We start from the raw sequence: 22,201 nt of genomic DNA on the forward strand, positions 1-22,201 counted from the left end.
CGAATGGGCCGAGTTTCTTTTGGCCTAAGCTCATATCGACCGCTTCTGGGCTGTAAGCGGCCGGACTGCTTTCAGGTATGGAATGCAGGAAGCGGACAGCGTCCGGCTTCGAGCGATATCAATCCCCCGGGCGGCGTACGCGCCGCCCGGGGGCCGGACAGGTTCAGGAACGGACCTGCCCGCCGGTGCCGATCGTCAGAAGACGATCTTGAGGCCTCCGGTGATTGCGTGATCGGCGGTGCCGGATCCCAGAACGCCGTCATAGCCGACACTCAACGTGGCGCTGGAGGAGAGCCGGAACCGTGCCTCCGCATTGAACACGCCTGCATCCTTCGAGCTGGTCGTACCGAGAACGGTGAACGGCGTACCGCCGGCAAAGGCATGGCGGCCGACCGGTTCCAGATCGCCCCAGCCGTGACGCCAACCCACGGTACCGCGCAACGACAAGGGACCGGCCGGGCTCGTCTCGAAGCGGGCGCCAAGCGTCGAAGCCATGGTCTTCTCGCTGATCGCTGCGCCCGACAATGCCGCCGGACCACCGGCTTCGGTGAATGCATCGGTCTTGGCGCGAATGGCGGTCAGGCCCGCGAACGGCTCGATATAACCGCCACCCAGCGGCACCCGATAGCCGGCCTCGACGAAGCCCTGCAGGACCGATCCGTCATAGTCGGCGGTCGGCGATGCGCTGAACCCCTGGAACGCGATGCGGCGCGTCGTCTCGGTGGAAGTGCGAGCATAACCGACACCGCCCCGCAGGCCGAACCCGCCGAAGCGCGCTCCGGCATAGACCATCCCGTGGATGCCCTTGATCGAGCCGCTGCTATCGCGGCCGCTAACCCGGAGCTTCGTGTCGGTCCAGCCGGCAGCGATGCCGATCGTCACCGGCCCTACGTTGCGATCCAACCCGATCACGCCGCCCTTGGTATCGCGATCGAGTTCGGCAGCGTTGTAATCGCCGTCGCTGACGCCCGAGGTGCTGAAGAGACGCCCCCATAGCGCGCCTCCCGTCTCGCCATCGGCGAGGCGGTCCAGCACGGCATTCCGGACCAGCCGGCTGTCCTCGACCATCGCGTTGCGCGCGGACGGATGGATCTCGCCGGAAAGCTGGTCGAAGGCAGCCTGCGCCGCGGCGTCGGTCGGCAGCAACAGCAGCGCGTCCTTTACCGGATTGCCGTCGGGCAAGCTGTCGGCGCCACCTGCCGCAGCCTTCTGGTTCGGAGTGATTCCCGCACCCGCCAATGCCTTGAGCTGGACGAATTCGATGAATGCGCTCGTCGGCGTGTAGCCGTCGCGCAGCCCGGCAAAGGCAGTCAACAGCTGGTCCTCGAAGAGGAACTGGCCGGTCAACCCACCGTCCGCCTGGACCACGACATGCTTGCCATGCAGCACGAGCGGCTGCGTCGTGACGGCCTGCAACCTGCTGCCCGCCTCGATCTGGACCGTCCCGGTGGTGCGGAAGCTGTCCGCGCCGGTCGCCCCGGCTATGTCCACCGCCAGCGCCGAACCATTGGCGAAGACAGTGGCCGCCGAAGTCTGGACGACATCGCCGACGCCGCCGTCCTGAAGCCTGAGCACGCCGCTGTTCTGGAAGCGCTCGAGCCCCTGCCAGACGGTCGTTTCCGCGGTCGCCGCCAACACGCCACCCAGGATGGTGCCAGTCGTGGCATTGAACAACGTATCGTCAAGCGTCGCGAAGTTGCTGGTGCCGCCGGTGCTCCGCCAGTTGCCAGCGTTGATCAGCAGGCTGCTGTCGCCGGCGATCTCGACCGTGCCGAGCAGGGTGCCGGCATTGCCGATGCCGACCGATCCTCCGCTCGCGCTGATCGCCCTCGCGGATCCCAACCCCGAGGTGTTGCGAATGGTGCCGTTGTTGACGATCACCACGCCCTGATTTCCATCAGAAAAGGCCTCGACGCCGTTGTTGTTGCCCTGCGCCACCCCGTTCACGGTGATGCGGGTATCGCCGAGACCGAAATTGATCGCCGAGATGCCGCTGAGGCCGCCGGACGCGTTGCCCGATTCCACGGTGATGTCACTCGAGTTGCCGCCGGCGAAGACGAGGATGCCGGCCTGACCTTGCGCGGCGACGGTTCCGGTGGAGATCACGCGGGTCTCGCCAGTGCCCAAATTTTCGGCCTTGATGGCGTTGCCGGCCGCCTGGACGTCGGTGGCACGGATCGTCAAATCGGTCGTGGTCTGGCCGCTCTGGGCGAGGATACCGTATTCGCCCCCGGTTACCGGCCCTGTCGTCCGGATGGCGGTCGCACCGATGCCCTGATTGTCCACACGGATGCCGCCGAGGCCGCCCGACACGCTCGCGGCGAGCACGGTGATGTCGCCCGCATTTCCCAGGCCGACGGCGGCGATGCCGACATCCTCCTGGGCGGTAACGGCCCCGGTTGCGACGACGGTGGTTGCGCCGCTGCCGAAATTGACAGCGGTAATGCCGAAGCCGCCGCTCTGGACATCGGCCGCGTGGATCGTCAGCCCAGTCGAGCCTGCCTCATTCGCGGCGCGAATGCCGTAAGTGCCGCCGGTAACGAGCCCGGTCGCGGTGATCGAAGTCGTGCCGATCCCCTGGTTTCTCGAGAGAATGCCGTGGAAGCCGCCCGATGCGGTCCCGGCTTCGATTGCGATGTCGCCGGCATTTGTCCCGGCGAACGTGCGGATGCCCGCCCCGCTTCCACCCGTGGCGGTCCCGGCAATCACGGTCGTTTTGCCGCTGCCGAAATTCTCCACGCCGATGCCCTCGTCGCCGCCCTGGACCGCGCTCGCACGTACCGTCAGATCGGTCGCGCCCACGCCATTGCGGGCATAGATGCCGGACTCTCCCCCCGAGACGGGCCCGGTGGTGGCGATGAAGGTATCGCCGCTGCCGTCATTTCGGGTGTCGATGCCGCTGGCGCCACCCTGCACGCTCACGGCAGAGATGCGGATATCGGTCGATCCGGTACCACCGACGATCGAGATGCCCGCGCCATTACCCGCTTCGCCGGTGACGATACCCGTTGCGCTGACGCTGGCGGAACCGAGCCCGAAATTGGTGACGGTGACGCCGGACGATCCAGTCACATCGACTACATCGACGATTACGTCCTGCGCGGAAGTACCGGCCTTGACCGCAATCCCGTCAAAGGCTTGGCCAGTGACGTTGCCGCTGGCCCGGACCGTGGTTGCGCCCGTCCCGTCATTGTTCACCTGGATCCCGAACAGGGCGCCCTCCGCATTATGGACGTCCACCAACGCGTCCGTCGCAGTGGCATTGTTCTCGATCCGAACGGCATCGCCGGAGAAACCTACGACATTGCCGGTCGAGACGATGCTGGTCGATCCGGTGCCGCCGCTGGTTGCGCCGATTCCATAGGTGCCGGCGACGTCGACTGCTGTGATCGAGATATTCCCGGCGTTGGTGCCGGTCACCGCCCTGATGCCGAAGCCGGTCGCCGCTGCGACCGGGCCGGTTGCGACGATATTCGTGTCGCCCGTCCCGAAATTGGTGGTCCGGATGCCGGCAGTCTGCCCGTTCACTGCGTTGGCGCGAAGGTCGATGTCGGTGGAATTGACGCTGGCCTCGACCGAGATGCCGGCTTCGCTCAGCCCGGTGACGGTTCCGGTCGCCTCGATGCTGGCGAACCCGCTTGCCATGTTGAAGACTTCGATGCCCGTGGTGCCGCCCGTCGCCTCACCAATAGCGACATTGACCGCGCTGACCGCCTCCTCGGCATAGACCCGCACGGCGGCCTTGGTCTGACCGGTCACCTTGTCGGCGATCACGGTCATCGTCCCCAGCCCGTCACTTTCGGCGACGATGCCATAACCGGTCGCCTGAACCTCAACTGCGCGCAGAAAGAGGTCCGTCGTCAGGCCCTCGCGGTTCTGCGCGAGGATGCCGTAATTGAAGGCGCCAGCATCGCCCCCCACAACGAGGCCGGTGACGGCGATGAAGGTCTCACCAGTGCCTTCGTTGAGGGTGCGGATGCCGAAATTGCCGCCGCTCACGTTGACGGCGGTGACCCGGAGATCGGTCGATCCCGTGCCGATATTGACTGCGATGCCGGTACCAAGCGTGGCGACGACGTTGCCGGTGGCGTTCACGCTGGCGAGCCCGGCGCCCTGGTGATCCAGGAGGATGCCGCTGGAATTGCTCGTCACATCGACCGCATCGACCGAAGCACTCTGGCTCGCGGCGGTCGTCGTGACGAAGATGCCGGTCGTTGCTCCGCTCACGGTGCCGCTCGATCGCACCATGGTGTCGCCCGATCCGAGATTCTCGACGCGGATGCCCCTTTGCGCACCCTCCACATCGTGCGCATCGACCAGCACGTCGGTGGTGGCGATATCGCCGAGGACGTTGATCCCTTCATCGCCGAAACCGCTGACCTTGCCGGTCGTGACGACCGTGGTGGTGCCGACGCCGCTATTATAGGTGCGAATGCCCGAAAAACCGGTCACGTCGGTGGCGGTGATCGACAGGTCGCCGATGAGCCCCTGGCTGGACGCGAAGATGCCGTTCTCGCTCGCGCCGGTCACCAGTCCGGTCGCGACTATGGACAGGTTTCCGCTGCCGAGGCTGCTGGCCGTGATGCCGCTGGTCGCGCCGTTCACCTGCGCGGCACGAATATCGATTCCGAGCGTGTCGACGCCCGCCGAGACGCGGATGCCGTCGGCGCTCAGCCCGGTCACGGTTCCGGACGCGTCGACCTTGACCAGATCGGTGCCAGTGCTGTCGACGATGATTCCGAAGGTGCCGCCGGTCACGTCGCCTACGGTCAGGTCGACATTGTCGGACGCGTCGCCGGCGGTGATCCGCACCCCCGCGCCGGTGTGGCCGAGTACCGGGTCGGTCGCGGTAACTGTCACGGTTCCGTTCGCGTCGTAGGACACCCGGATTCCGTCGTCGCGCGCAGAGACGTCGTCGACGATCAGGCTGAGATCGCCCGCGCCGAACGCGCTGGTCGTGAAGACGCCGTTGCCGGAGATATTCACGATCGAGCCGACCCAGAGGGCGTTGGTGTCACCGCCGCCGGCATTGTCTAGGCGCAATGCGTTCGCGCCGTTGGCGAGGATATTGCCGTTCGAGAATATCGAGAGTTCGCCGGCCGACAGACCGCTGCTCCCGGTCGTCGAGAAGCGCACGCCCGCACCGGTCAAATCGGGCGATCCTTCGAAGCTGATCAGCCCGTCTCCGGTGACCTGCAGCGCGAGGCCGTTGCCGTTGTTGCTGGTGTCGACTTCGAAGCCGGGATTGGTGATCACCTTCGCATCGTCGGCGGTGATGACCTGCGGCACATTGGTCTGCCCGGAGCAGGTGAAATTGTTCGGCGGGCCTTCGACGCATTGTGCAAAGGCGGGCGACGTGAGTGCCGCGAGGCTGGCCGAAGCGGCCAGCGCCGCCAGCCGGGACATCTTCCGACGATGCGCGCAGTTGCGACGTGATCCGGGAGGGGCGAGATTCGAGATCTGTGCGTTCATGATGCGGGTTCCACTGTTCCTGATTGGCGCCCGGCGCGACCGGCCAACATCCACGGGGGGTCGATGCGGCAGCCGAAGGCGGGCCGGGGCTCGATGGGACAGGGGTGGCCATGCGTTCAGTTGCACCGGCCGTCGGCGAACGCTGCTCCGAAATGCAACGGGTTGCATTTGAACCGGCGACCGGTCAGGTTCGGGATCGCAGGGGGGGCGATGTCGAACAGCTTTGGAGAACGGCTGACGCTGGCGCTGAAGGCGCTGTCGATGAGCCGGGGGCGGCTCGCCGCCGAACTCGAGGTGGACAAGTCGCTGGTCGGGCGATGGGCGTCCGGGACGGTTCGCCCTTCGGGCCATAACCTCGAGCGCCTGACGCGCCTGCTCGCCGAAAAGCTTCCTGGACTGACACTGCTGGATTGGGAGCGCGAGCCCGCCGACTTCGCCGCGTTGTTCGGTGTCGACCTCGTCAACCTGCCCGGCGATCGGCCGTCAGGCCTCGACCTTCCGGCGGAGACGCTGGATGCCGCTTATGGATCGACCCGGCTACGCGGTGAGGGCTATGAAGGCTTCTGGCGCGCAACGCATCCCGCGGTCATCGCCCCCGGCAGGTTCTTCCACGAACACGGCATGATCCGGCTCGGTGATTCGGGGCTCCTCCGGTTCGAGCTCGGCGGACCCGATGTTCGCTACGTCGGTACGATATTGCCGATCGAAGGCCAGGTTTTCGTGATCGCCACGGACACTGTCCGGCACCTTCCCTGCTACATGATCTACAATATCGTCACCACGCCGAAGATCGTGCTGATGGACGGCATTTTGCTGACGGCCGGAAACGCGATGCGTAACCCGTCGGCCTATCCGATCGTGATGGAGCGGATCGGCGACCTTACCGGAGACAAGGAAGCGGACGATGCCCATGCCGCATCGCTGATGCGCCGCCCGCAGTTCGTCCAGGACGATGCATTGGTCTCGTCGGCCATGCGCGATCACCTGATCCGGGATTTCGGACCCACACCGGCGCAGACCGGCGGAGACATGCTTTTAACCGCAGCCGGAACGGCGGACCTCGCCAAGGTCGTCGCGGCGCTCAATTATCCAGGCTGAACACGCGCTGGTTTGTCGCACAGGGATGAGGGCAACATGGGAAGCCCTTCCTTGCTTGGCGGCCGCTTTCGGGAGGCGGAATTCATACTTTTAATGACCGCAATTGGACGCAAAGCAGACAACAACGGAAGGCTGAATTTCCACGATAGCAGGTCCTCCCTTGATTCGGCATGCGCCGGCCTTAGCCGCAAGCCTTCGGTGCAGGTTACATTCGGGATCGATTTTTACATTTCGTGCCAATCAACTTTCACTAAATTGCTTATCTCGCTGCGCCGCTAAGCTGCCCGGCGCCTGACCGGGAACCTGAACGCCGCATCGACCGCCATAGGGTTGAACCGCCTCGGCCGCGCTCCCGTCGGTTGGGCCGGCCGCTCGACCAGCACGAACGGCTCGGGCAACCCCTCGCACAACATGTCCGCCCAGGCCTGCGCCAGCTCGCGTCTGCGCGGCAGGTAGGCGGCACGATTATAGGCGCCCTCGACCTTACCTTTGGGAACATGGGCAAGCAGGTCGATGATAGCCCGGTCGCTCTCCTTTCCGTGCCCCTCGACCCACTCATTCATGATCGTTGAGAATGCGGCTCGAAAGCCGTGCGGCACATGATGGCCGTGATAACCCGCGCGGTTCGGCAGGTAGCCCAGCGCATTCTCGCTCATCGGCCGATGGAGGTGCCGCGTGCTCGGAAACGCGAGCGGGCCCTCCCCCGTCAGCGGCCAGAGCGCCCGCAAGACCGCGATCGCCTGGGGCGTCAGCGGTACGAGATGGTTCCCGCCGGGCGCTTCCTTACGGTCGAGGTCGCCCTACACAGCCGAGATGCGTTGCCGGACCCGCTTTGCCGTTTCGATCGCCCCTCTCGCCTCGATCTCACGCAGCGCTGCCATCACGAGTGGCGGGCTGAGTTGCGCGACCGGCAATTCGCCGATTCCGGGAAATACGTCCCGGTCTCCTGAAAAGTACCACGATTTTCCGACCGCGCGTACCAAGCTGGAGTGCCCGAAATGGCCGAAACGGGGTCGGACGGTCGTGGCCGAGCTGATCGGCTAAGCATCGGTTTTTAGGAGGAAAAAGTCGATCCCGGTGGCCCGGCATGGACTCCTGTGGAGGGGCCTCTGGCGGAGAGGGTGGGATTCGAACCCACGGTACCCGTGAGGGCACGCCGCATTTCGAGTGCGGTACATTCGACCACTCTGCCACCTCTCCGCGAGGTCTTAAGATGCCGATTATCGGGGGTATCCCGACACCGGCACCGGTCGATGAGGGCGGGCCCTTAGCGCAATGAATCCGGGGCCGCAAGCGCGGTGCTTGTGCCGCGCCGAACAAGCACTAGATTATCGTCATGTCGCGTGAGTCCATCCCCGCCCTTCCCCTCGAAGCCGCAGTGCCGATGCCGCCGGTGTCCTCCGCCCGCTTCGCGATCGGCGATGTGGTGCGCCACCGGATGTTCGATTTCCGCGGCGTGATCTTCGACGTCGATCCCGTCTTCGCCAATTCGGACGAATGGTATGAGGCGATCCCCGAGGATGTCCGGCCGCGCAAGGACCAGCCTTTCTACCATCTGCTCGCCGAGAACGCCGAATCGAGCTACATCGCCTATGTCAGCCAGCAGAATTTGGTGGTCGACGAAACCGACGAGCCGGTCGACCATCCCGCGATCGCCGGCCTGTTCGAGCATTATGCCGGCGGGCGCTACAAGCTGAAGCCGCTGCACCGGCATTGATCGGGTCGCCCCGGATCGGGCCGCTGCGGAAAATCGCGCGGCTGCCGAGCGGGAAAATGGCACTCCGCGGTTGACAGCGCGGACCTCTTCGCATAGCTGCGCCCTTCCTCCTGCCGGGGCAATCCTTGGCGGGCACAAGCTTTTGTAGGTTGAGACATCGCCATGTTCGCTATCGTGCGCACGGGCGGCAAGCAGTACCGCGTTGCCGCCGGAGACAAGATCGTCGTCGAGAAGCTCGACGGAGAGGCCGGTTCGACGGTCACGCTGGGCGACGTTCTGCTCGCCGGCGAGGGCAGCGAGCTCAAGGCCACCGACGGCCTGACCGTCTCGGCCGAAATCATCGCGCAGGCGAAGGGCGAGAAGGTCATCGTCTTCAAGAAGCGCCGCCGGCACAATTATCGCCGCAAGAACGGCCATCGCCAGAACCACACGATCCTGAAGATCACCGCGATCGGTGCGCAGGAAGAGAAGAAGAAGGCCGCGCCCAAGGCGAAGAAGGCCGCAGCTCCCGCCGAGGCTGAAGCCCCGGCCGTGGAAGCGTAAGCGAGATACGAGGAGTAACGCAAAATGGCACATAAGAAAGCAGGCGGCTCTTCGCGCAACGGTCGCGATTCGGCAGGCCGTCGCCTCGGCGTCAAGAAGTTCGGCAGCGAAGCAGTCGTCGCCGGCAACATCATCGTGCGCCAGCGCGGCACCAAGATCTATCCGGGCGTGAACGTGGGCATGGGCAAGGACCATACCCTTTTCGCGCTTACCGACGGCCGCGTGTCGTTCAAGGTCGGCAAGCTCGGCCGCAAATTCTGTTCGGTAGACATGATTGCGGAAGCTGCCGAATAACATCGGGTAACCGGACGGGTTGCCCACCAGGGTGACCCGGGTCCGGCGAACGGACCAGCTGAAAAGGGAGACGGGTCACCCCGGCTCCCTTTTTCTTTGCTCCCTCGAAATGTGGCTGCAAACTGGGTGTCACACTGACGCGCCAGGGGCACCACAAGACCGAGGAGAATGGTCATGTTCGTGCGTACGCAGAGACTGACGTTGCGGCCCGGCTGGCGCGAGGATGCGGCCGAGCTCGCCCGCGCGATGGGGCATGAGGAAGTGGTGCGCAATCTCGCCCGCGCGCCCTGGCCCTATACGATCGAGGCCGCGGAGACCTTCGCCGCCAGCTTCGAGGAGGCGACGACCCAGCCCAGGTTCCTGATCTTCGAGCATCAGGGCCACAGCCTTCGGCTGATCGGCGGGATCGGCATCGGCCCGTTCGAGAAGGAGCCGCACGAGCTCGGCTATTGGATCACGCCCGACGCATGGGGCCGCGGCTATGCGACCGAGGCGGGTGCGGCGGTGCTGCGCGCGGCGCGGGCGGCGGGAATCCGCCACGTCGCCGCCGGCCACTTCCTCGACAATCCGGCATCCGGACGCGTGCTGCGCAAGCTGGGCTTCCGTCCGACGGGGCGGATGACTTCAGTCTATTCGCGCGGACGTGGCGGCGCGGTCCCCTCCGTTCGGTTCGAACTCGATCTGGCGGGCGGCGACGTAGGCGATCACGACCCGCGAAACCGAATGGCGGCGTGACGCATTCACGGCGCGAACAGGGCTGCATTTCCTCTCTCCGCATCGGATTAGTCCCGATCGCGGAAACGCAGTCCCATTCGCCGCTTTCGCCCCGGCGCTTCCTCCCCTAAGCCGGGCTCCCCGTGAGCAAGAGTTGATCTCCGTCGATGTCACCCAGTGCACGCAAGCGCCTGTCTCCCGAAGAATCGCGCGACGCCGCGCTGGAAGCCGCCCGCGCGTTGCTGCTCGAAGCGGGGCCGCAGGCGGTCACGCTGAAAGCGGTTTCGGCGCGGATCGGGCGGACCCACGCCAATCTCCTCCACCATTTCGGTTCGGCGGCCGGGCTGCAGAAGGCGCTCGCCGCCAGCATCGCCGAATCCGTCACCGCCAAGATCGGCGCGGCGGTGCTGCGCGCGCGCACCGGCGACCATGATCCGCGCGAGGTCGTCGACCTGACCTTCGACGCGTTCGGCAAGGAAGGCGCCGGCGCCCTGGCGAGCTGGATGATCCTCAACGGAAACGAGGACGCGCTCGACCCGATCCTCGAGGCGATCCACCGCCTCGTCGACGAGATCGCCGAGGGGCATGGCGAGGACGCGATGCCGCTCCACGAGGAGACGCTGCAACTCACCCTGATGGCGCTGGGCGACGCGCTGCTGGGCGGACCGATGGCCCGGGCGCTGTCGCTCCCCCGCGACAAGGCACGCGAGATGGCGGCGGCAGCGCTGCGGCATTCGGTGGTCAACGAGGGCTAAGGGCTTCGACATTCAATGCCCCTTACTTCCCTCGCCCCCTGTAAGGGGGAGAGGGTTGCGCAGACTTAGGTTTTGCGAAGCAAAGCCTTAGTCGGAGCTGGGTGAGGGGGTGCGGCTGCGCAGCAGCCGCGCGGAGCTTCGCTCCGCTCTACCCCTCACCAATATCCTCTCCCCTATCAAGGGGAGAGGGGGTTCAAGTTGAACGTCGATGCCCCAAGGCCGCTCAGGCGGCCTGCTGGGTTCCCCGGCGCGCTTCATATTCCACGGCGTCGTTCACCGCGCGCGAGAGCGATGCCATGGTGAAGGGTTTGCGCAGCACCCCGCGCCCGCCGAACATATCGGCCTCCGCTTCGCCGGCGAAGCCGGTGACGAACAATACCGCCACGCCCTCCAGCCGCTCGCCGAGGCTCGCGATCATCTCGGGGCCGGTCTGTCCAGGCATCAGCACGTCGGAAATGACGAGGTCGAGCGACGCCATTCCGGCAACGGCACCGGGAGCCGCCAGTGGATCGGAGCAGGAGGTCACGCGGTGCCCGAGCTCCTGCAGCGCGCCCACGGTAGCGCCGAGCACGCGCGGATCGTCCTCCACCACCAGGATATCATAGGCCTTTGCCGGCACGACTTCCTCGACCGCAGGCGTCGCCGGCGCCGGCGCTTCCATGGTCTCGGCCCGCGCCTCGCCGGTATGCCGCGGGAGATAGACCGTCACCTTGGTGCCGCCGCCCAGCTCGGTCTCGATCCCGATCTCGCCACCCGACTGGCGTACGAAACCGAAGATCTGGCTGAGGCCGAGCCCCGTCCCCTTGCCCACCGGCTTGGTGGTGAAGAAGGGCTCGAACACGCGATCGAGCACCTCGGGCGACATCCCGCAGCCGGTGTCCGCCACGGTGATCGTGACATAATCGCCCGCCGGGCACTCGCCGACTTCGTTCACGCCGAGCGTGGCGCCGTCGGTGGTGATCGTCAGCGTCCCCCGCCCTTCCATCGCGTCGCGGGCATTGACCGCGAGGTTGAGCAACGCATTCTCGAGCTGGTGCCGATCGACCCAGACGGCCCATTGCTTCCCCGCATCGCGCGTCTTGACCTTGATCGTGTCGCCCAGCGTGCGATCGAGCAGATCGGACATGCCGGCGATCAGCCCGCCCGCCTCGACCGGCTCGGGCAACAGGGGCTCGGAGCGCGAGAAAGCGAGCAGCCGCCGGGTCAGCGCGGCGGCCCGGTTGGCGCCCTCCATCGCATTTTCGATATGCTGCTGGGCGTCGGGGCCTCCGGTGTGGAGATGCCGCTTGGCGAGCTCGAGCCCGCCGAGGACGACCGCGAGCATATTGTTGAAATCGTGCGCGATACCGCCGGTGAGCTGGCCCACCGCTTCCATCTTCTGCACCTGGCGAAGTTGCGCCTCGGCCTGCGCGCGCTCGCGTGCCTCGGCGCGCAAGTCCGCGGTCGCCGCGTCGACCGCGAGCTGGAGCTCGGCCGCGCGCTCGCGTTGCGCGGTCGCTTCGGCGTCGGCGGCGGCGCGTTCGCCCTCGGCCGCGATCGCCAGCCAGCCGAGCAGCACCGCGCCGATGACGATCATCACGCCGAAACCGGTGAGGATCCGCGAGGCGAAGCTCGAATTGTCGATCAGATCGCCTGCCGCACGCGTCCGATCGCGCAGTAGCACGCGCTCGGAATCGACGATCCGGGTGAGCAAGGCCTCCACGGCCTGCCGCGCCGGGCTCTGCCGGACGCGATAATAGCTGCCCCAGGCATCGTTGTGGCGCTTGTAGGTCGAATAGAGCGCGGTTTCGCTGAGCTCGCGTCCGCGAACCTCGAACGCGCGCTGCAATTGCGCGATCTGCGCCTGTTGGCGGGGACTGTCCCGCGTGAGCTGCCGCAGCCGCGCGAGCTGCTCGGTGGCACGCCCCCATTGCGCCGAATATTGCTGCCCCAGCGTCCGGTCGGCGCTGACCACGTAGCGGCCCAGCGCCGCTTCCGCCGCGGATATCGCGCCCGATAGCTGGTTGGCGCGGATGACGACTTCGAAGGTATGCTGCTGGAGCGCGACGGCACGGTCGCGTTCCTGATCGGTGCGGTGCTGGAGGACGATGATCGCCACCAGCACGCCCAACCCGAGCATCGCGAGCAGGCCGAGTACGAGGATGCGCCAGTTCGTCACACGACGAACCCGCTCCAGCACTATGCCTTGCCCCTCACTCATTTGGTGAATCTAGGGTGCTAAGAGCTTGGGGGGAAGCGATTAGAGTCGCTTCAGCTTATCACGCCCACGCTTCGGCCCGCGGCACGGAACATTTCCAGGATTCGCGTAACCTGCTCGACCGTGTGCTCGGCGCAAAGCGAGCAGCGCAGCAGATAGGTGCCGGCCGGCGTCGCGGGCGGACGGGCCATGTTGACGTAGAGGCCGCCGTCCAGCAGCGCCTGCCACATCGCCACTGCCTGCTCCTGATCCTCGAGGATCACCGCGATGATCGCGCTGTCCGGATTCTCGGTGCCGAGGCGGAAGCCCATCTCCTTGAGCCCGCCATGCAGGGTCCGGGCATTTTCCCAGAGATGCTGGCGCTTGTTGTGCGCGTGCATGAGCTTGCGGATCGACATCGCCGCGGTCGCGACCACCGAAGGCGGCAGCGAGGCAGTGAAGATATAGGGGCGGCAGGCAAGCCGGATCGCCTCGAACTTGGGATGGTTCGACACGCAGAAGCCGCCGACGGTACCGACCGACTTGGAAAAGGTGCCGACGATGAAATCGACATCGCCCTCGCAGCCCTGTTCCTCATATACGCCGCGGCCATTGGGACCGTAAAAGCCCATCGAATGCGCTTCGTCGCTGAGCACCATGGCGCCGTGCTTCTTGGCGACCGCGACCATTTCCTTGAGCGGGGCGATGTCGCCGAGCATCGAATAGACGCCTTCGAGCACCACCAATTTACCCGGCTCCTTCGGCAGGCGGCCGAGGCGCTTGTCGAGATCCTCGACGCTGTTGTGGCGAAAGCGGACGATCTCGGCATTGCCCTGCTGGCAGCCGTCATAGATCGAGGCATGGCTGTCGGCGTCGAGGATGACGTACTCGCCCTTCCCCGCCAGCGTCGAGATCATGCCCAGATTGGCCATGTACCCGGTCGAGAAGACGATCGCGCCCGAGACGCCGTAGAACTCGCGCAGCGCTTCCTCGACTTCCATGTGATCACGGAAGGTGCCGTTGAGCATGCGGCTGCCGTTGGTGCCCGAGCCGAATTGGTCGAGCGCGTCCTTGCCGGCCTGGATCACGTCCGGATCGAAGGTCATGCCCATATAATTATAGGTGCCGAGCAGGATCGTGTCCTTGCCGGCGATCACTGCTTCGGTGGGCGACTTCACCTGCTCCATCACGATCGCGAACGGATCGGTGACGCCGCTGTCGAGCAGCGCCTGGCGCTCGGCGATGAGTCCGTCGAACTTGCTCATCAAATCGCGCTCGGGAGCGACGGCTTCGGGATTCTCGGGAAGCGCGTCGGCGGTCTGGATGGCGTCGGTCATGTCAGCCCTTCAGCTTCTGCACCGCGTCCACGAGCTGGCCGACATTCTCGATCTCGGCCTGCATGTTCATCGTGATGATGATGTCGAACTCGTCCTCGATCGCCGCGACGAAATCCATCACCGTCAAGCTGTCCCATTCGAGATCGCCGGCGAAGGTGGTGCTGTCGGTCAGCGCCACGCCCTTCTTGTTGAAGGGCTCGATCTGGGCGGTGACGGTTTCGAAGATTTCGGAGCGTTCGGTCATGCGCGGTCCCTTAGTGCGATCGGGGAACCCTGCCAAGCGAATGCGGCGGAAAGGCGCCGCTGAGGGGGCGGCGACGTGCGGCGGCGTGGATGGGTTTGGATTGCGGCGCTCCAGTCGCTAGGGGCGTGGCATGCTTCGCCTGTCCGGACTCTACCTCCCGCTCGACCACCCGCCCGAGGCGATGCCCGAGGCCATCGCCAAACGCCTCGCCATCGGACCCGCCGAGCTGAAGGGCTATTCGGTCTATCGCCGGGGCAACGACGCGCGGCGGCGCAATGCCATCCATTTGGTCTACACGGTGGATGTCGTGCTCGCGGACGAAGCCGGGGTGCTGGCGCGCTTCGCCGGCGACAAGGACCTCAAGCCGACGCCCGACATGGCCTACAAGTTCGTGGCGCGGGCGCCGAAGGACTGGAATGGCCTCCGGCCCGTGGTGATCGGCGCGGGGCCGTGCGGGCTGTTCGCGGGGCTGATCCTCGCCCAGATGGGCTTCCGGCCGATCATCCTCGATCGGGGCAAGGTGGTGCGCCAGCGGACGAAGGATACCTGGGGCCTGTGGCGCCGGGGCGAGCTCAATCCGGATTCGAACGTCCAGTTCGGCGAGGGCGGCGCGGGCACCTTCTCCGACGGCAAGCTCTATTGCCGGGTCAAGGATCCGCGCTTCCTCGGCCGCAAGGTGCTGGAGGAGTTCGTGAAAGCCGGCGCGCCCGACGACATCCTCTGGGAAGCGCATCCGCATATCGGCACCTTCCGCCTCGTCACCATGGTCGAGAGCATGCGGGCCACGATCGAGGAACTCGGCGGCGAATATCGCTGGGAGACGCGGGTCGACGATCTCGAATTGGAGCGCCTGCCCGACGGGCGCCAGAAATTGCGCGGGCTGCACCTGCATGACCTTGCTGAGGATAGGGGCAGCTTCCTCGAAGCCGATCACGTCGTGCTCGCAGTGGGCCACAGCGCCCGCCCCACCTTCGAGATGCTCCACCGGCGCGGCGTGCATCTGGAGGCCAAGCCCTTTTCGATCGGCGTGCGGATCGAGCATCCGCAGAGCTGGATCGATCGCGCGCGCTTCGGCAAGTGCGCAGGGCACCCGGACCTCGGTGCAGCGGCGTACAGCCTCACGCATCACTGCGAGAACGGCCGAACAGTCTACAGCTTCTGCATGTGCCCTGGTGGGCGCGTGGTGGCGGCGACCTCGGAGGAAGGCCGCGTCGTCACCAACGGAATGAGCCAATATTCGCGCGCCGAGTTCAACGCCAATTCGGGGCTGGTCGTGGCGATCGATCCCGCGCGCGACTATCCGGGCGGACCGCTGGCGGGGATCGAACTCCAGCGCCACTGGGAGGACCTCGCATTCATCGCGGGCGGCTCCAATTATCACGCGCCGGGGCAAAAGGTCGGCGACCTGCTCGCCGGGCGCGCCTCGACCGAACTCGGCGAAGTCGTCCCCTCGTACAAGCCGGGGGTGAAGATGACCGATCTTTCGGCGTGTTTGCCCGGCTTCGTGATCGAGGCGTTCCGCGAGGCGCTCCCGGTGTTCGGACGCCAGATTGCCAATTACGACCATCCCGACGCGGTGATGACCGGCGTGGAGACGCGGACCTCGTCGCCGCTACGGATCACGCGCGGGGCGGACTTCCAGAGCCTCAATGTCGAACGGCTGTTCCCAGCAGGCGAAGGTGCGGGCTATGCCGGCGGCATCCTCTCCGCGGCGATCGACGGGATCAAGGCCGCCGAGGCCGTGGCGCGGAGCATGATGGGCGGGGTAGCCTGAACGGCCGGAATTGGTGGTTAGCCGCGAAAGGTCACACTAGGGTCACACTGCCTGCATGGTTCTAGCCGGCCGTGTTCCTGCGCAGACAATCCAGGATGGCATGGGCCGAGCAGCATTATACTCCTGCTTTCGCACGAGCAGGATGAAGGGGCCGTTACGATATCAAAGAGCTGAATGAGGCTGTCAGACGAAATCCTACATTGCAAGCATGTCTGCAAATGGGTGGTCAGCGGACAAAACTCCTTCTCCCCTTGTGGGAGAAGGAAGGGGCCCGCTCGCAAAGCGAGTGGGAAGGATGAGGGGGGTGTCTGCAATTGGGCGCTAACTGCCATTCGTCCGAACGGCGCGTTCAGAGCAGCCCCTGATCGCGATACCAGGCCGCGGTCGCCGCCAGCCCCGCATTGGTCTCCACCTGCGGCTTCCATAAATCCACAGGCGGGCGGCGGGCGGAGTCGATCACCCAATCCTCGTGGCAGAAATAGGCGACGCGATCGGGGGTGAGCTTGGCGCTCTTACCGCGGACCAGTCGATCGAGATGCGCGCCGGCCATCATCAGCGGGCGCGGCAGCGCGATCGTGGCGACGCGCTTGCCGATCGCACTGCCGATCGCCAGCCCGAATTCCTTGTGGCTCCAGCCATTTTCGCGGCCGTCGTCGCAATCGAACGACCGCCCCGCATTGTTGCCGCTGGCCAAAGCAAGCAGCAGCCGGCCGAGATCCCCGACCTCGATCACCGACAGGCGCCCACCCGGCGGCAGCAGGGCGATCCCCCTTTTCGCGAGCTTGAACAGCTCGAGCATCTCCATGTCGCCCGGTCCGTAGATCGCCGGCGGACGCACCATCGCGGTGTCGAGCAGCGAATCCTCGACCAGCCGCTCGGCCTCGGCCTTGGACCAGCCATAATCGGACATGCGGGGCTCGCGCGCGGCGAGCGACGAGACATGGACGAAACGCCGCACGCCCGCGCCCTCGGCGGCGGCGAGCATGTTGCGGGTGCCATTGATGTTGCCGGCAGCGAAACCGGCGCGATTGGGCGCGTTGACCACGCCGGCGACGTGGATCACTGCGTCCGCCCCCTCACAGAGCCGATCGAGGGCGTCGGTGGCGTGCAGATCGCCGGGGACCCATTCGAGATGCGCCCGCTCCGCCTGCTCCCGCCGGGTGAGCGCGCGCACCGTATGCCCCGCCTCCACCGCCAGCGCGATCAGCCGCGATCCGACGAAACCGGTGCCGCCGGTGATCGCAAGCGTGCTCACAGCAGCGCCATATGGCTGCGGTGGACCAGCGCCGATCGCGGGGCATAGCCGAGGATCTCGGCCTGCTCGTCGTTGCGGCGGCCGGCGATGCGGGCGGCATCGTCGCTCGGATATTCGGCGAGCCCGCGCGCGAGCGGGCGCCCCTCCGGCCCGGCGACCACCACCAGATCGCCGCGGACAAAATCGCCTTCGATCCGCGTGGCGCCGGCGGCGAGCAGGCTCTTGCCCCCCGCAAGCGCTTTCGCCGCGCCGGCATCGACATGGATCGTGCCGCGCGCGGTCAGCCCGCCCGCCAGCCACGCCTTCCGCGCCGGCGCGGCCTTCTCGGCAACGAACAAGGTGTGCCGCGCCTCGGCCGACAGCGGATGCTCGACCCGGCCCGAAGCGATGGCGAGATGTGCCCCCGCGGCATTGGCGATCCGCGCGGCGGCGATCTTCGAAACCATCCCCCCCGAACCCATGCCCGACGCCGATCCCTTGTCCGCCATCGCCTCGATCGCGCCGTCGATCCGCTCGACCCGCTCGATATGTTCGGCGCCGGGAAGCGCGGGATTGCGATCGTAAAGCCCATCGACGTCCGAGAGCAAAACCACGCCCTGCGCCCCCGCCGCCTGCGCCACCCGCGCGGCGAGCCGATCATTGTCGCCGAAGCGGATTTCCTCGGTCGCGACACTGTCATTCTCGTTGAGCACCGGAACCACGCCGAGCCCCAGCAACCGATCCAGCGTCGCCGCGGCATTGAGATAGCGGCGGCGATCCTCGAGATCGTCGAGCGTCACCAGCATCTGCGCAGCGGTGAGGCCGTTGGCGCCCAGCGTCTCCGCCCAGACTTGGCTCAGCGCGATCTGCCCCGTAGCGGCCGCCGCCTGCGCGTCCTCGAGGCTGGCGCGCCCGCCCTTGGCCAGCCCGAGCCGCCGCGCACCCAGCGCGATCGCGCCCGACGAGACCACCGCGATCTGCTGTCCGGCCCGGACGCGCTCGGCGATATCGACGGCAATGCCCTCCAGCCAGCCGCGCCGCACCCCGCCCGCCGGATCGACGAGCAACGCCGAGCCGATCTTGACGATCAGGCGTGGGCAGGAGGAGGGGGGAAAGAGGGACATGACCGAAGTGCTGCTAGCCTAGCGAAGAGGGAGCGAACCAGAACTTTTCAAGCAAGTTGCCGACAACCAAAAATGCGCTCGTTCCACCGAGCAACCACCAGCCCGCATTGGCCCGCCGGCGATTGAGCAGAATTATCAGGACCGGAAATACGAAAACGACGAAAAAGCCGACGAGCACGGCGCCCCAGGTCAACGCCATCAATCGTCACCCCCTCAAACCGGCGACCACTCGATCGCGTCCTCGCCCTCGTCGTCGTCGCTGACCTTGCTCGCCTCGGGCCCGATCGCCTCGAGCAATTTGTCGAGCACCCAATCGACTCCGGTGCCGGCGGCGCCCGAGAGCGGGATCACTTCCGCTCCGCTTGCCTCTTCCAGCTCCGCCGAAAGCGCGGCGACCAGTTCGTCGTCGAGCGTGTCGATCTTGTTGAGCGCGACGATCACCTGCTTGTCGGTCAGTCCGGCACCGTAATTCTCCAGCTCGTCGCGGACGATGCGGTAACTCTCGGCGACGTCCTCGTCATTGGCGTCGACGAGGTGGAGCAGCACCCGGCAGCGCTCGATATGGCCGAGGAAGCGATCGCCGATCCCCGCGCCTTCCGCCGCGCCTTCGATCAGGCCCGGAATATCGGCCACCACGAACTCGCGCTGCTTGTGCCGCACCACGCCGAGCTGGGGCCGGGTAGTGGTGAAGGCATAAGCGCCGACCTTGGCCTGTGCATTGGTCACCTGATTGATGAAGGTCGACTTGCCGGCATTGGGCAGCCCGACAAGGCCCGCATCGGCGAGCAGCTTGAGGCGCAGCCACACCCACGCCTCTTCATACGGCCAGCCGGTGCCGTGCTGGCGCGGCGCGCGGTTGGTCGAGGTCTTGTAGCTGGCATTGCCGCGCCCGCCGTCGCCGCCGCGCAGGAAGACGATCCGCTCGCCTTCCTTCGTGAGATCGGCGAGCAGGGTCCGCTCGTCGTCGTCCGCGAGGATCTGGGTGCCGATCGGCACCTTGATCACCAGATCGTCGCCCCCCGCGCCGGTGCGGTTCGAGCCGGAGCCGCCCTGCCCGCGCGGCGCCCGGAAATGCTGGGTGTAGCGGAAGTCGATCAGCGTGTTGAGGCCGGCCACCGCCTCGAAGATGATGTCGCCGCCCTTGCCGCCATTGCCGCCGTCGGGGCCGCCATATTCGATGAACTTCTCGCGCCGGAAGCTAACCGCGCCGGGGCCGCCGGCGCCCGAGCGCACGAAAATCTTCGCCTGATCCAGAAAATGCATGGGCCGTCATATAGACGTTGCCGCCCATCCGTCACCCCATGACGGGCAGTCGGTCGTTTCGGGGTGGCGCATAGCGGAACCGAGGGTATAGGCTCTTGCTTTATTGAGCGGCGCGCGTCGCGCCGGCAAGACAGGACAAGGCGACCGCCGCACCGCATGAATTCGATCGATCGCTACATGGCGCGGCTGATCGCGGTTCCGCTGATTTCGACGCTGTTGATCTCGGCGATGCTGCTCGTGCTCGATCGCATGCTGCGGCTGTTCGATTTCGTCGCCACGGAAGGCGGGCCGGTCAGCGTGGTGTGGCGGATGCTCGCCAACCTGCTTCCCGAATATCTGGGCCTCGGCATTCCGATCGGACTGATGCTCGGCTGCCTGCTCGCCTTTCGCCGCCTCGCTACTTCGTCCGAGCTCGACGTGCTGCGTGCCGTAGGGATCAGCTACACGCGGCTGCTGCGCGTACCCTATATGTACGCGATCGCGCTGGCGCTGCTGAACCTGACGATCGTCGGCTTCGTCCAGCCCTGGGCGCGCTACAATTACGAGCAGCTCCGCTTCGAACTGCGCTCGGGCGCGCTCGGCGCCTCGATCAAGGTCGGCGAGTTCACCAGCTTCGGCAGCCGGATGACGCTGCGGATCGAGGGCAGCGAGAATCAGGGCCGCGATCTCTCGGGCATCTTCGTCCGCATGAGCACGAAGGATGGTCCGCTGGCGGTTACCGCCGAGCACGGCCAGTTCCTCCGCTCGGACGACCCCGACACGATCATCTTCCGGCTGACCAAGGGGACCTTGGTCCACACCGCCCAGGGCTCGCCGGTGCCGCGCGTGCTGACCTTCGACACGCACAATTTGCCGATCCCGCTGCCCAAATACGAGCAGTTCCGCAGACGCGGCGACAAGAATCTCGAGCTCACCCTCCCCGAGTTGGCAGTGATCGGCAAGAGCGCGGGCGCCACCCAGGCGCAGCGCGCCACCAGCCGCGCCGCCTTCCACTTCCGCCTCGCTGAAGTGGTGTCGATGTTCCTGCTGCCGATGCTCGCCGCTGCGCTCGGCATCCCGCCCAAGCGCTCGACCTCGGCGCTCGGCGTGTTCCTGTCGATCGTGATGATCGTCACCTATCATAAGGTGAACGAATACGGGCAGTCGTTCGGCAGCCTCGGCAGGATCGATCCGATCATCGCCTTGTGGGTGCCGTTCGCGATTTTCGCGGGACTGGTGATCTGGATGTACCGCACCGTGGCCTATGTGCCGGGCGGCCAACCGATCGGCGGCCTCGAAAAAGCTTTCGCCCAGCTGTGGCGCGCGATCCGCAAACGCCTGCCCGGCCGCCGCCGCAAGACCACGGAGGTCCCGGCATGAACTGGGTCAATTTCTTCCCGTCGCGAACGATGTCGTTCTACATGGGCAAGATGTTCCTCGTGCGCACCTTCGCCATCCTGGCGGCTTTGGTGCTCGTGCTCCAGGCGCTCGATCTGCTCAGCGAATCCGGCCGCATTCTCGCTGTCCCCGGCAATGGCGATGCCGAGGTCTGGCGTTATGTCGGGCTCCGCACGCCGGAGATCATCGCGCGCTTCCTGCCCTTTTCGGTGCTGCTCGGCACGATCCTCGCGCTGTCGCAGCTCAACCAGAACAGCGAAGTCATTGCGATGAAGGCGTCGGGGCTTTCGGCGCATCAGGTGCTGGCGCCGCTGATCCTCACGGCCCTCGGCGTCGCCGCGCTTTCCTTCGCCTTCAACGAACGCGTCGTCAGCCGCGCGACTTCGACGCTCGAGCAATGGAAGAAAGTCGAATACGGCCCCCTGCCCATCGATCGCGGAGACCGGTCGAACGTCTGGGTGAAGGATGGCGACAATCTCATCGTCGTCGATCAGATTCGCGGCAAGGGCGACGCCGCCCAGCTCTATGGCGTCACCATATATGAGCGTACCGGCCAATCGCTGCGTTCGATCCTGACCGCAAAGCACGGTACGCGCGACGGCGCCGGCTGGAAGGTCGATGGCGCGCAGCGCTTCGACGTAGGTGCGGGGACGCTGACGCCGCTGGCGCCACTCCGCGTCGCAGGCGGCGTACGGCCCGACCAGTTCACGCTCAGCCACATCAATGCCGACGGCCTCTCTTTCCCCGCACTGCGCGAAGTGATCCATGATCTCGAGCTCGCCGGCCGCCCGACCAAGGCGCTCGAAGGATCGCTCTGGCACAAATTGTCGGGGCCGCTCTCTTCGGTGCTGATGCCGCTGCTCGGCGCGGTCGCGGCTTTTGGCATCGCGCGATCGGGCAAATTGTTCGTCCGCGCCGTTATCGGCATGGCGCTCGGCTTCCTCTATTTCGTCGCGGACAATTTCGCGCTGGCGATGGGCAATCTCGGCGCCTACCCGCCCTTCCTCGCCGCCTGGGCGCCGTTCCTGCTGTTCCTGATGATCGGCGAAGCGGTGTTGCTGCGGACCGAGGAATAAAGC

At 66.1% G+C, this 22,201-nt stretch carries 19 protein-coding genes and 1 tRNA gene; 9 read left to right on the top strand and 11 right to left on the bottom strand.

The window, feature by feature from the left end; translation table 11 throughout:
* Nucleotides 1-195: 195 nt before the first annotated feature.
* On the bottom strand, nucleotides 196-5,472 hold the full coding sequence (locus ASE13_RS10030; protein WP_162254684.1) for an autotransporter domain-containing protein: 5,277 nt from the start codon (nucleotides 5,470-5,472) through the stop codon (nucleotides 196-198).
* A gap of 210 nt (nucleotides 5,473-5,682) precedes the next feature.
* Between ASE13_RS10030 and ASE13_RS10035 the strand changes: the two genes are divergently transcribed.
* The gene (locus ASE13_RS10035) at nucleotides 5,683-6,570 is read left to right on the top strand and encodes a helix-turn-helix domain-containing protein (protein ID WP_056614148.1); all 888 of its coding nucleotides are present in this window, start codon (nucleotides 5,683-5,685) and stop codon (nucleotides 6,568-6,570) included.
* A 275-nt stretch (nucleotides 6,571-6,845) separates the two neighbouring features.
* On the opposite strand, the gene ASE13_RS20160 is transcribed toward ASE13_RS10035, so the two are convergent.
* The 3 genes from ASE13_RS20160 to ASE13_RS10050 form a co-directional block, all read right to left on the bottom strand.
* On the bottom strand, nucleotides 6,846-7,226 hold the full coding sequence (locus ASE13_RS20160; protein ID WP_200955610.1) for a hypothetical protein: 381 nt from the start codon (nucleotides 7,224-7,226) through the stop codon (nucleotides 6,846-6,848).
* Nucleotides 7,227-7,370: 144 nt separating this feature from the next.
* Nucleotides 7,371-7,553, bottom strand: a complete 183-nt coding sequence (locus ASE13_RS20465; RefSeq protein WP_414885307.1) for a phage integrase central domain-containing protein — start codon at nucleotides 7,551-7,553, stop codon at nucleotides 7,371-7,373.
* 127 nt (nucleotides 7,554-7,680) lie between these two features.
* Nucleotides 7,681-7,770, bottom strand: a tRNA-Ser gene (locus ASE13_RS10050).
* A 136-nt stretch (nucleotides 7,771-7,906) separates the two neighbouring features.
* On the opposite strand from ASE13_RS10050, the gene hspQ reads away from it, so the two are divergent.
* The 5 genes from hspQ (at nucleotide 7,907) to ASE13_RS10075 (ending at nucleotide 10,593) form a co-directional block, all read left to right on the top strand.
* A complete protein-coding gene (gene hspQ / locus ASE13_RS10055; RefSeq protein WP_056614159.1) occupies nucleotides 7,907-8,287 on the top strand; it encodes a heat shock protein HspQ in 381 nt (126 codons plus the stop codon).
* A 162-nt stretch (nucleotides 8,288-8,449) separates the two neighbouring features.
* Nucleotides 8,450-8,830, top strand: coding sequence for a 50S ribosomal protein L21 (rplU, locus tag ASE13_RS10060; protein WP_056614163.1), 381 nt, complete (start codon nucleotides 8,450-8,452; stop codon nucleotides 8,828-8,830).
* Between the two features lie 24 nt (nucleotides 8,831-8,854).
* On the top strand, nucleotides 8,855-9,124 hold the full coding sequence (gene rpmA, locus ASE13_RS10065) for a 50S ribosomal protein L27 (protein WP_056614164.1): 270 nt from the start codon (nucleotides 8,855-8,857) through the stop codon (nucleotides 9,122-9,124).
* Nucleotides 9,125-9,298: 174 nt separating this feature from the next.
* On the top strand, nucleotides 9,299-9,859 hold the full coding sequence (locus tag ASE13_RS10070; protein ID WP_235536909.1) for a GNAT family N-acetyltransferase: 561 nt from the start codon (nucleotides 9,299-9,301) through the stop codon (nucleotides 9,857-9,859).
* Between the two features lie 146 nt (nucleotides 9,860-10,005).
* On the top strand, nucleotides 10,006-10,593 hold the full coding sequence (locus tag ASE13_RS10075; protein WP_056614167.1) for a TetR family transcriptional regulator: 588 nt from the start codon (nucleotides 10,006-10,008) through the stop codon (nucleotides 10,591-10,593).
* Between the two features lie 223 nt (nucleotides 10,594-10,816).
* Here ASE13_RS10075 and ASE13_RS10080 read toward each other — a convergent pair whose 3' ends face one another.
* The 3 genes from ASE13_RS10080 to ASE13_RS10090 are packed head-to-tail and all read right to left on the bottom strand — an operon-like array spanning nucleotide 10,817 to nucleotide 14,350.
* Nucleotides 10,817-12,793, bottom strand: coding sequence for an ATP-binding protein (locus ASE13_RS10080; RefSeq protein WP_056614169.1), 1,977 nt, complete (start codon nucleotides 12,791-12,793; stop codon nucleotides 10,817-10,819).
* A 50-nt stretch (nucleotides 12,794-12,843) separates the two neighbouring features.
* A complete protein-coding gene (spt, locus tag ASE13_RS10085; RefSeq protein ID WP_056614172.1) occupies nucleotides 12,844-14,106 on the bottom strand; it encodes a serine palmitoyltransferase in 1,263 nt (420 codons plus the stop codon).
* A 1-nt stretch (nucleotide 14,107) separates the two neighbouring features.
* Nucleotides 14,108-14,350, bottom strand: a complete 243-nt coding sequence (locus ASE13_RS10090; RefSeq protein ID WP_029935363.1) for an acyl carrier protein — start codon at nucleotides 14,348-14,350, stop codon at nucleotides 14,108-14,110.
* 130 nt (nucleotides 14,351-14,480) lie between these two features.
* Between ASE13_RS10090 and ASE13_RS10095 the strand changes: the two genes are divergently transcribed.
* Nucleotides 14,481-16,124, top strand: a complete 1,644-nt coding sequence (locus ASE13_RS10095; protein WP_056614174.1) for an NAD(P)/FAD-dependent oxidoreductase — start codon at nucleotides 14,481-14,483, stop codon at nucleotides 16,122-16,124.
* 349 nt (nucleotides 16,125-16,473) lie between these two features.
* On the opposite strand, the gene ASE13_RS10100 is transcribed toward ASE13_RS10095, so the two are convergent.
* The 4 genes from ASE13_RS10100 to obgE are packed head-to-tail and all read right to left on the bottom strand — an operon-like array spanning nucleotide 16,474 to nucleotide 19,745.
* Nucleotides 16,474-17,379 carry an NAD-dependent epimerase/dehydratase family protein gene (locus ASE13_RS10100; RefSeq protein ID WP_056614177.1) on the bottom strand — a complete coding sequence of 302 codons (906 nt, stop codon included), beginning with the start codon at nucleotides 17,377-17,379 and terminating at the stop codon, nucleotides 16,474-16,476.
* Nucleotides 17,376-18,482 (bottom strand): glutamate 5-kinase, encoded by a 1,107-nt coding sequence (gene proB / locus ASE13_RS10105; protein ID WP_056614180.1) that lies wholly within the window; start codon nucleotides 18,480-18,482, stop codon nucleotides 17,376-17,378. The genes ASE13_RS10100 and proB overlap by 4 nt, the downstream gene beginning before the upstream one ends.
* Before the next feature lie 13 nt (nucleotides 18,483-18,495).
* Entirely contained in the window at nucleotides 18,496-18,681 is a 186-nt protein-coding gene (locus ASE13_RS10110) for a hypothetical protein (protein WP_056614184.1), read from the bottom strand.
* A 14-nt stretch (nucleotides 18,682-18,695) separates the two neighbouring features.
* A complete protein-coding gene (obgE, locus tag ASE13_RS10115) occupies nucleotides 18,696-19,745 on the bottom strand; it encodes a GTPase ObgE (protein WP_056614187.1) in 1,050 nt (349 codons plus the stop codon).
* 156 nt (nucleotides 19,746-19,901) lie between these two features.
* On the opposite strand from obgE, the gene lptF reads away from it, so the two are divergent.
* Together lptF and lptG are read left to right on the top strand one after the other, a co-directional pair.
* Nucleotides 19,902-21,104: an LPS export ABC transporter permease LptF gene (lptF, locus tag ASE13_RS10120; protein ID WP_200955614.1), complete on the top strand. Its 1,203-nt coding sequence runs from the start codon at nucleotides 19,902-19,904 to the stop codon at nucleotides 21,102-21,104.
* The gene (gene lptG / locus ASE13_RS10125; RefSeq protein WP_056614191.1) at nucleotides 21,101-22,198 is read left to right on the top strand and encodes an LPS export ABC transporter permease LptG; all 1,098 of its coding nucleotides are present in this window, start codon (nucleotides 21,101-21,103) and stop codon (nucleotides 22,196-22,198) included. The genes lptF and lptG overlap by 4 nt, the downstream gene beginning before the upstream one ends.
* The last annotated feature ends 3 nt before the right edge of the window (nucleotides 22,199-22,201 follow it).

The sequence above is a fragment of the Sphingomonas sp. Root241 genome (assembly GCF_001428865.1).
Lineage (GTDB): Bacteria > Pseudomonadota > Alphaproteobacteria > Sphingomonadales > Sphingomonadaceae > Sphingomonas.

What these genes read in the sequence shown, in the direction of transcription:
- ASE13_RS10030 (WP_162254684.1), bottom strand. Translation starts at nt 5,472, where the DNA reads ATGAACGCACAGATCTCGAATCTCGCCCCTCCCGGATCACGTCGCAAC.
- ASE13_RS10035 (WP_056614148.1), top strand. Translation starts at nt 5,683, where the DNA reads ATGTCGAACAGCTTTGGAGAACGGCTGACGCTGGCGCTGAAGGCGCTG.
- ASE13_RS20160 (WP_200955610.1), bottom strand. Translation starts at nt 7,226, where the DNA reads ATGAGCGAGAATGCGCTGGGCTACCTGCCGAACCGCGCGGGTTATCAC.
- hspQ (WP_056614159.1), top strand. Translation starts at nt 7,907, where the DNA reads ATGTCGCGTGAGTCCATCCCCGCCCTTCCCCTCGAAGCCGCAGTGCCG.
- rplU (WP_056614163.1), top strand. Translation starts at nt 8,450, where the DNA reads ATGTTCGCTATCGTGCGCACGGGCGGCAAGCAGTACCGCGTTGCCGCC.
- rpmA (WP_056614164.1), top strand. Translation starts at nt 8,855, where the DNA reads ATGGCACATAAGAAAGCAGGCGGCTCTTCGCGCAACGGTCGCGATTCG.
- ASE13_RS10070 (WP_235536909.1), top strand. Translation starts at nt 9,299, where the DNA reads ATGTTCGTGCGTACGCAGAGACTGACGTTGCGGCCCGGCTGGCGCGAG.
- ASE13_RS10075 (WP_056614167.1), top strand. Translation starts at nt 10,006, where the DNA reads ATGTCACCCAGTGCACGCAAGCGCCTGTCTCCCGAAGAATCGCGCGAC.
- ASE13_RS10080 (WP_056614169.1), bottom strand. Translation starts at nt 12,793, where the DNA reads ATGAGTGAGGGGCAAGGCATAGTGCTGGAGCGGGTTCGTCGTGTGACG.
- spt (WP_056614172.1), bottom strand. Translation starts at nt 14,106, where the DNA reads ATGACCGACGCCATCCAGACCGCCGACGCGCTTCCCGAGAATCCCGAA.
- ASE13_RS10090 (WP_029935363.1), bottom strand. Translation starts at nt 14,350, where the DNA reads ATGACCGAACGCTCCGAAATCTTCGAAACCGTCACCGCCCAGATCGAG.
- ASE13_RS10095 (WP_056614174.1), top strand. Translation starts at nt 14,481, where the DNA reads ATGCTTCGCCTGTCCGGACTCTACCTCCCGCTCGACCACCCGCCCGAG.
- proB (WP_056614180.1), bottom strand. Translation starts at nt 18,482, where the DNA reads ATGTCCCTCTTTCCCCCCTCCTCCTGCCCACGCCTGATCGTCAAGATC.
- ASE13_RS10110 (WP_056614184.1), bottom strand. Translation starts at nt 18,681, where the DNA reads ATGGCGTTGACCTGGGGCGCCGTGCTCGTCGGCTTTTTCGTCGTTTTC.
- obgE (WP_056614187.1), bottom strand. Translation starts at nt 19,745, where the DNA reads ATGCATTTTCTGGATCAGGCGAAGATTTTCGTGCGCTCGGGCGCCGGC.
- lptF (WP_200955614.1), top strand. Translation starts at nt 19,902, where the DNA reads ATGAATTCGATCGATCGCTACATGGCGCGGCTGATCGCGGTTCCGCTG.
- lptG (WP_056614191.1), top strand. Translation starts at nt 21,101, where the DNA reads ATGAACTGGGTCAATTTCTTCCCGTCGCGAACGATGTCGTTCTACATG.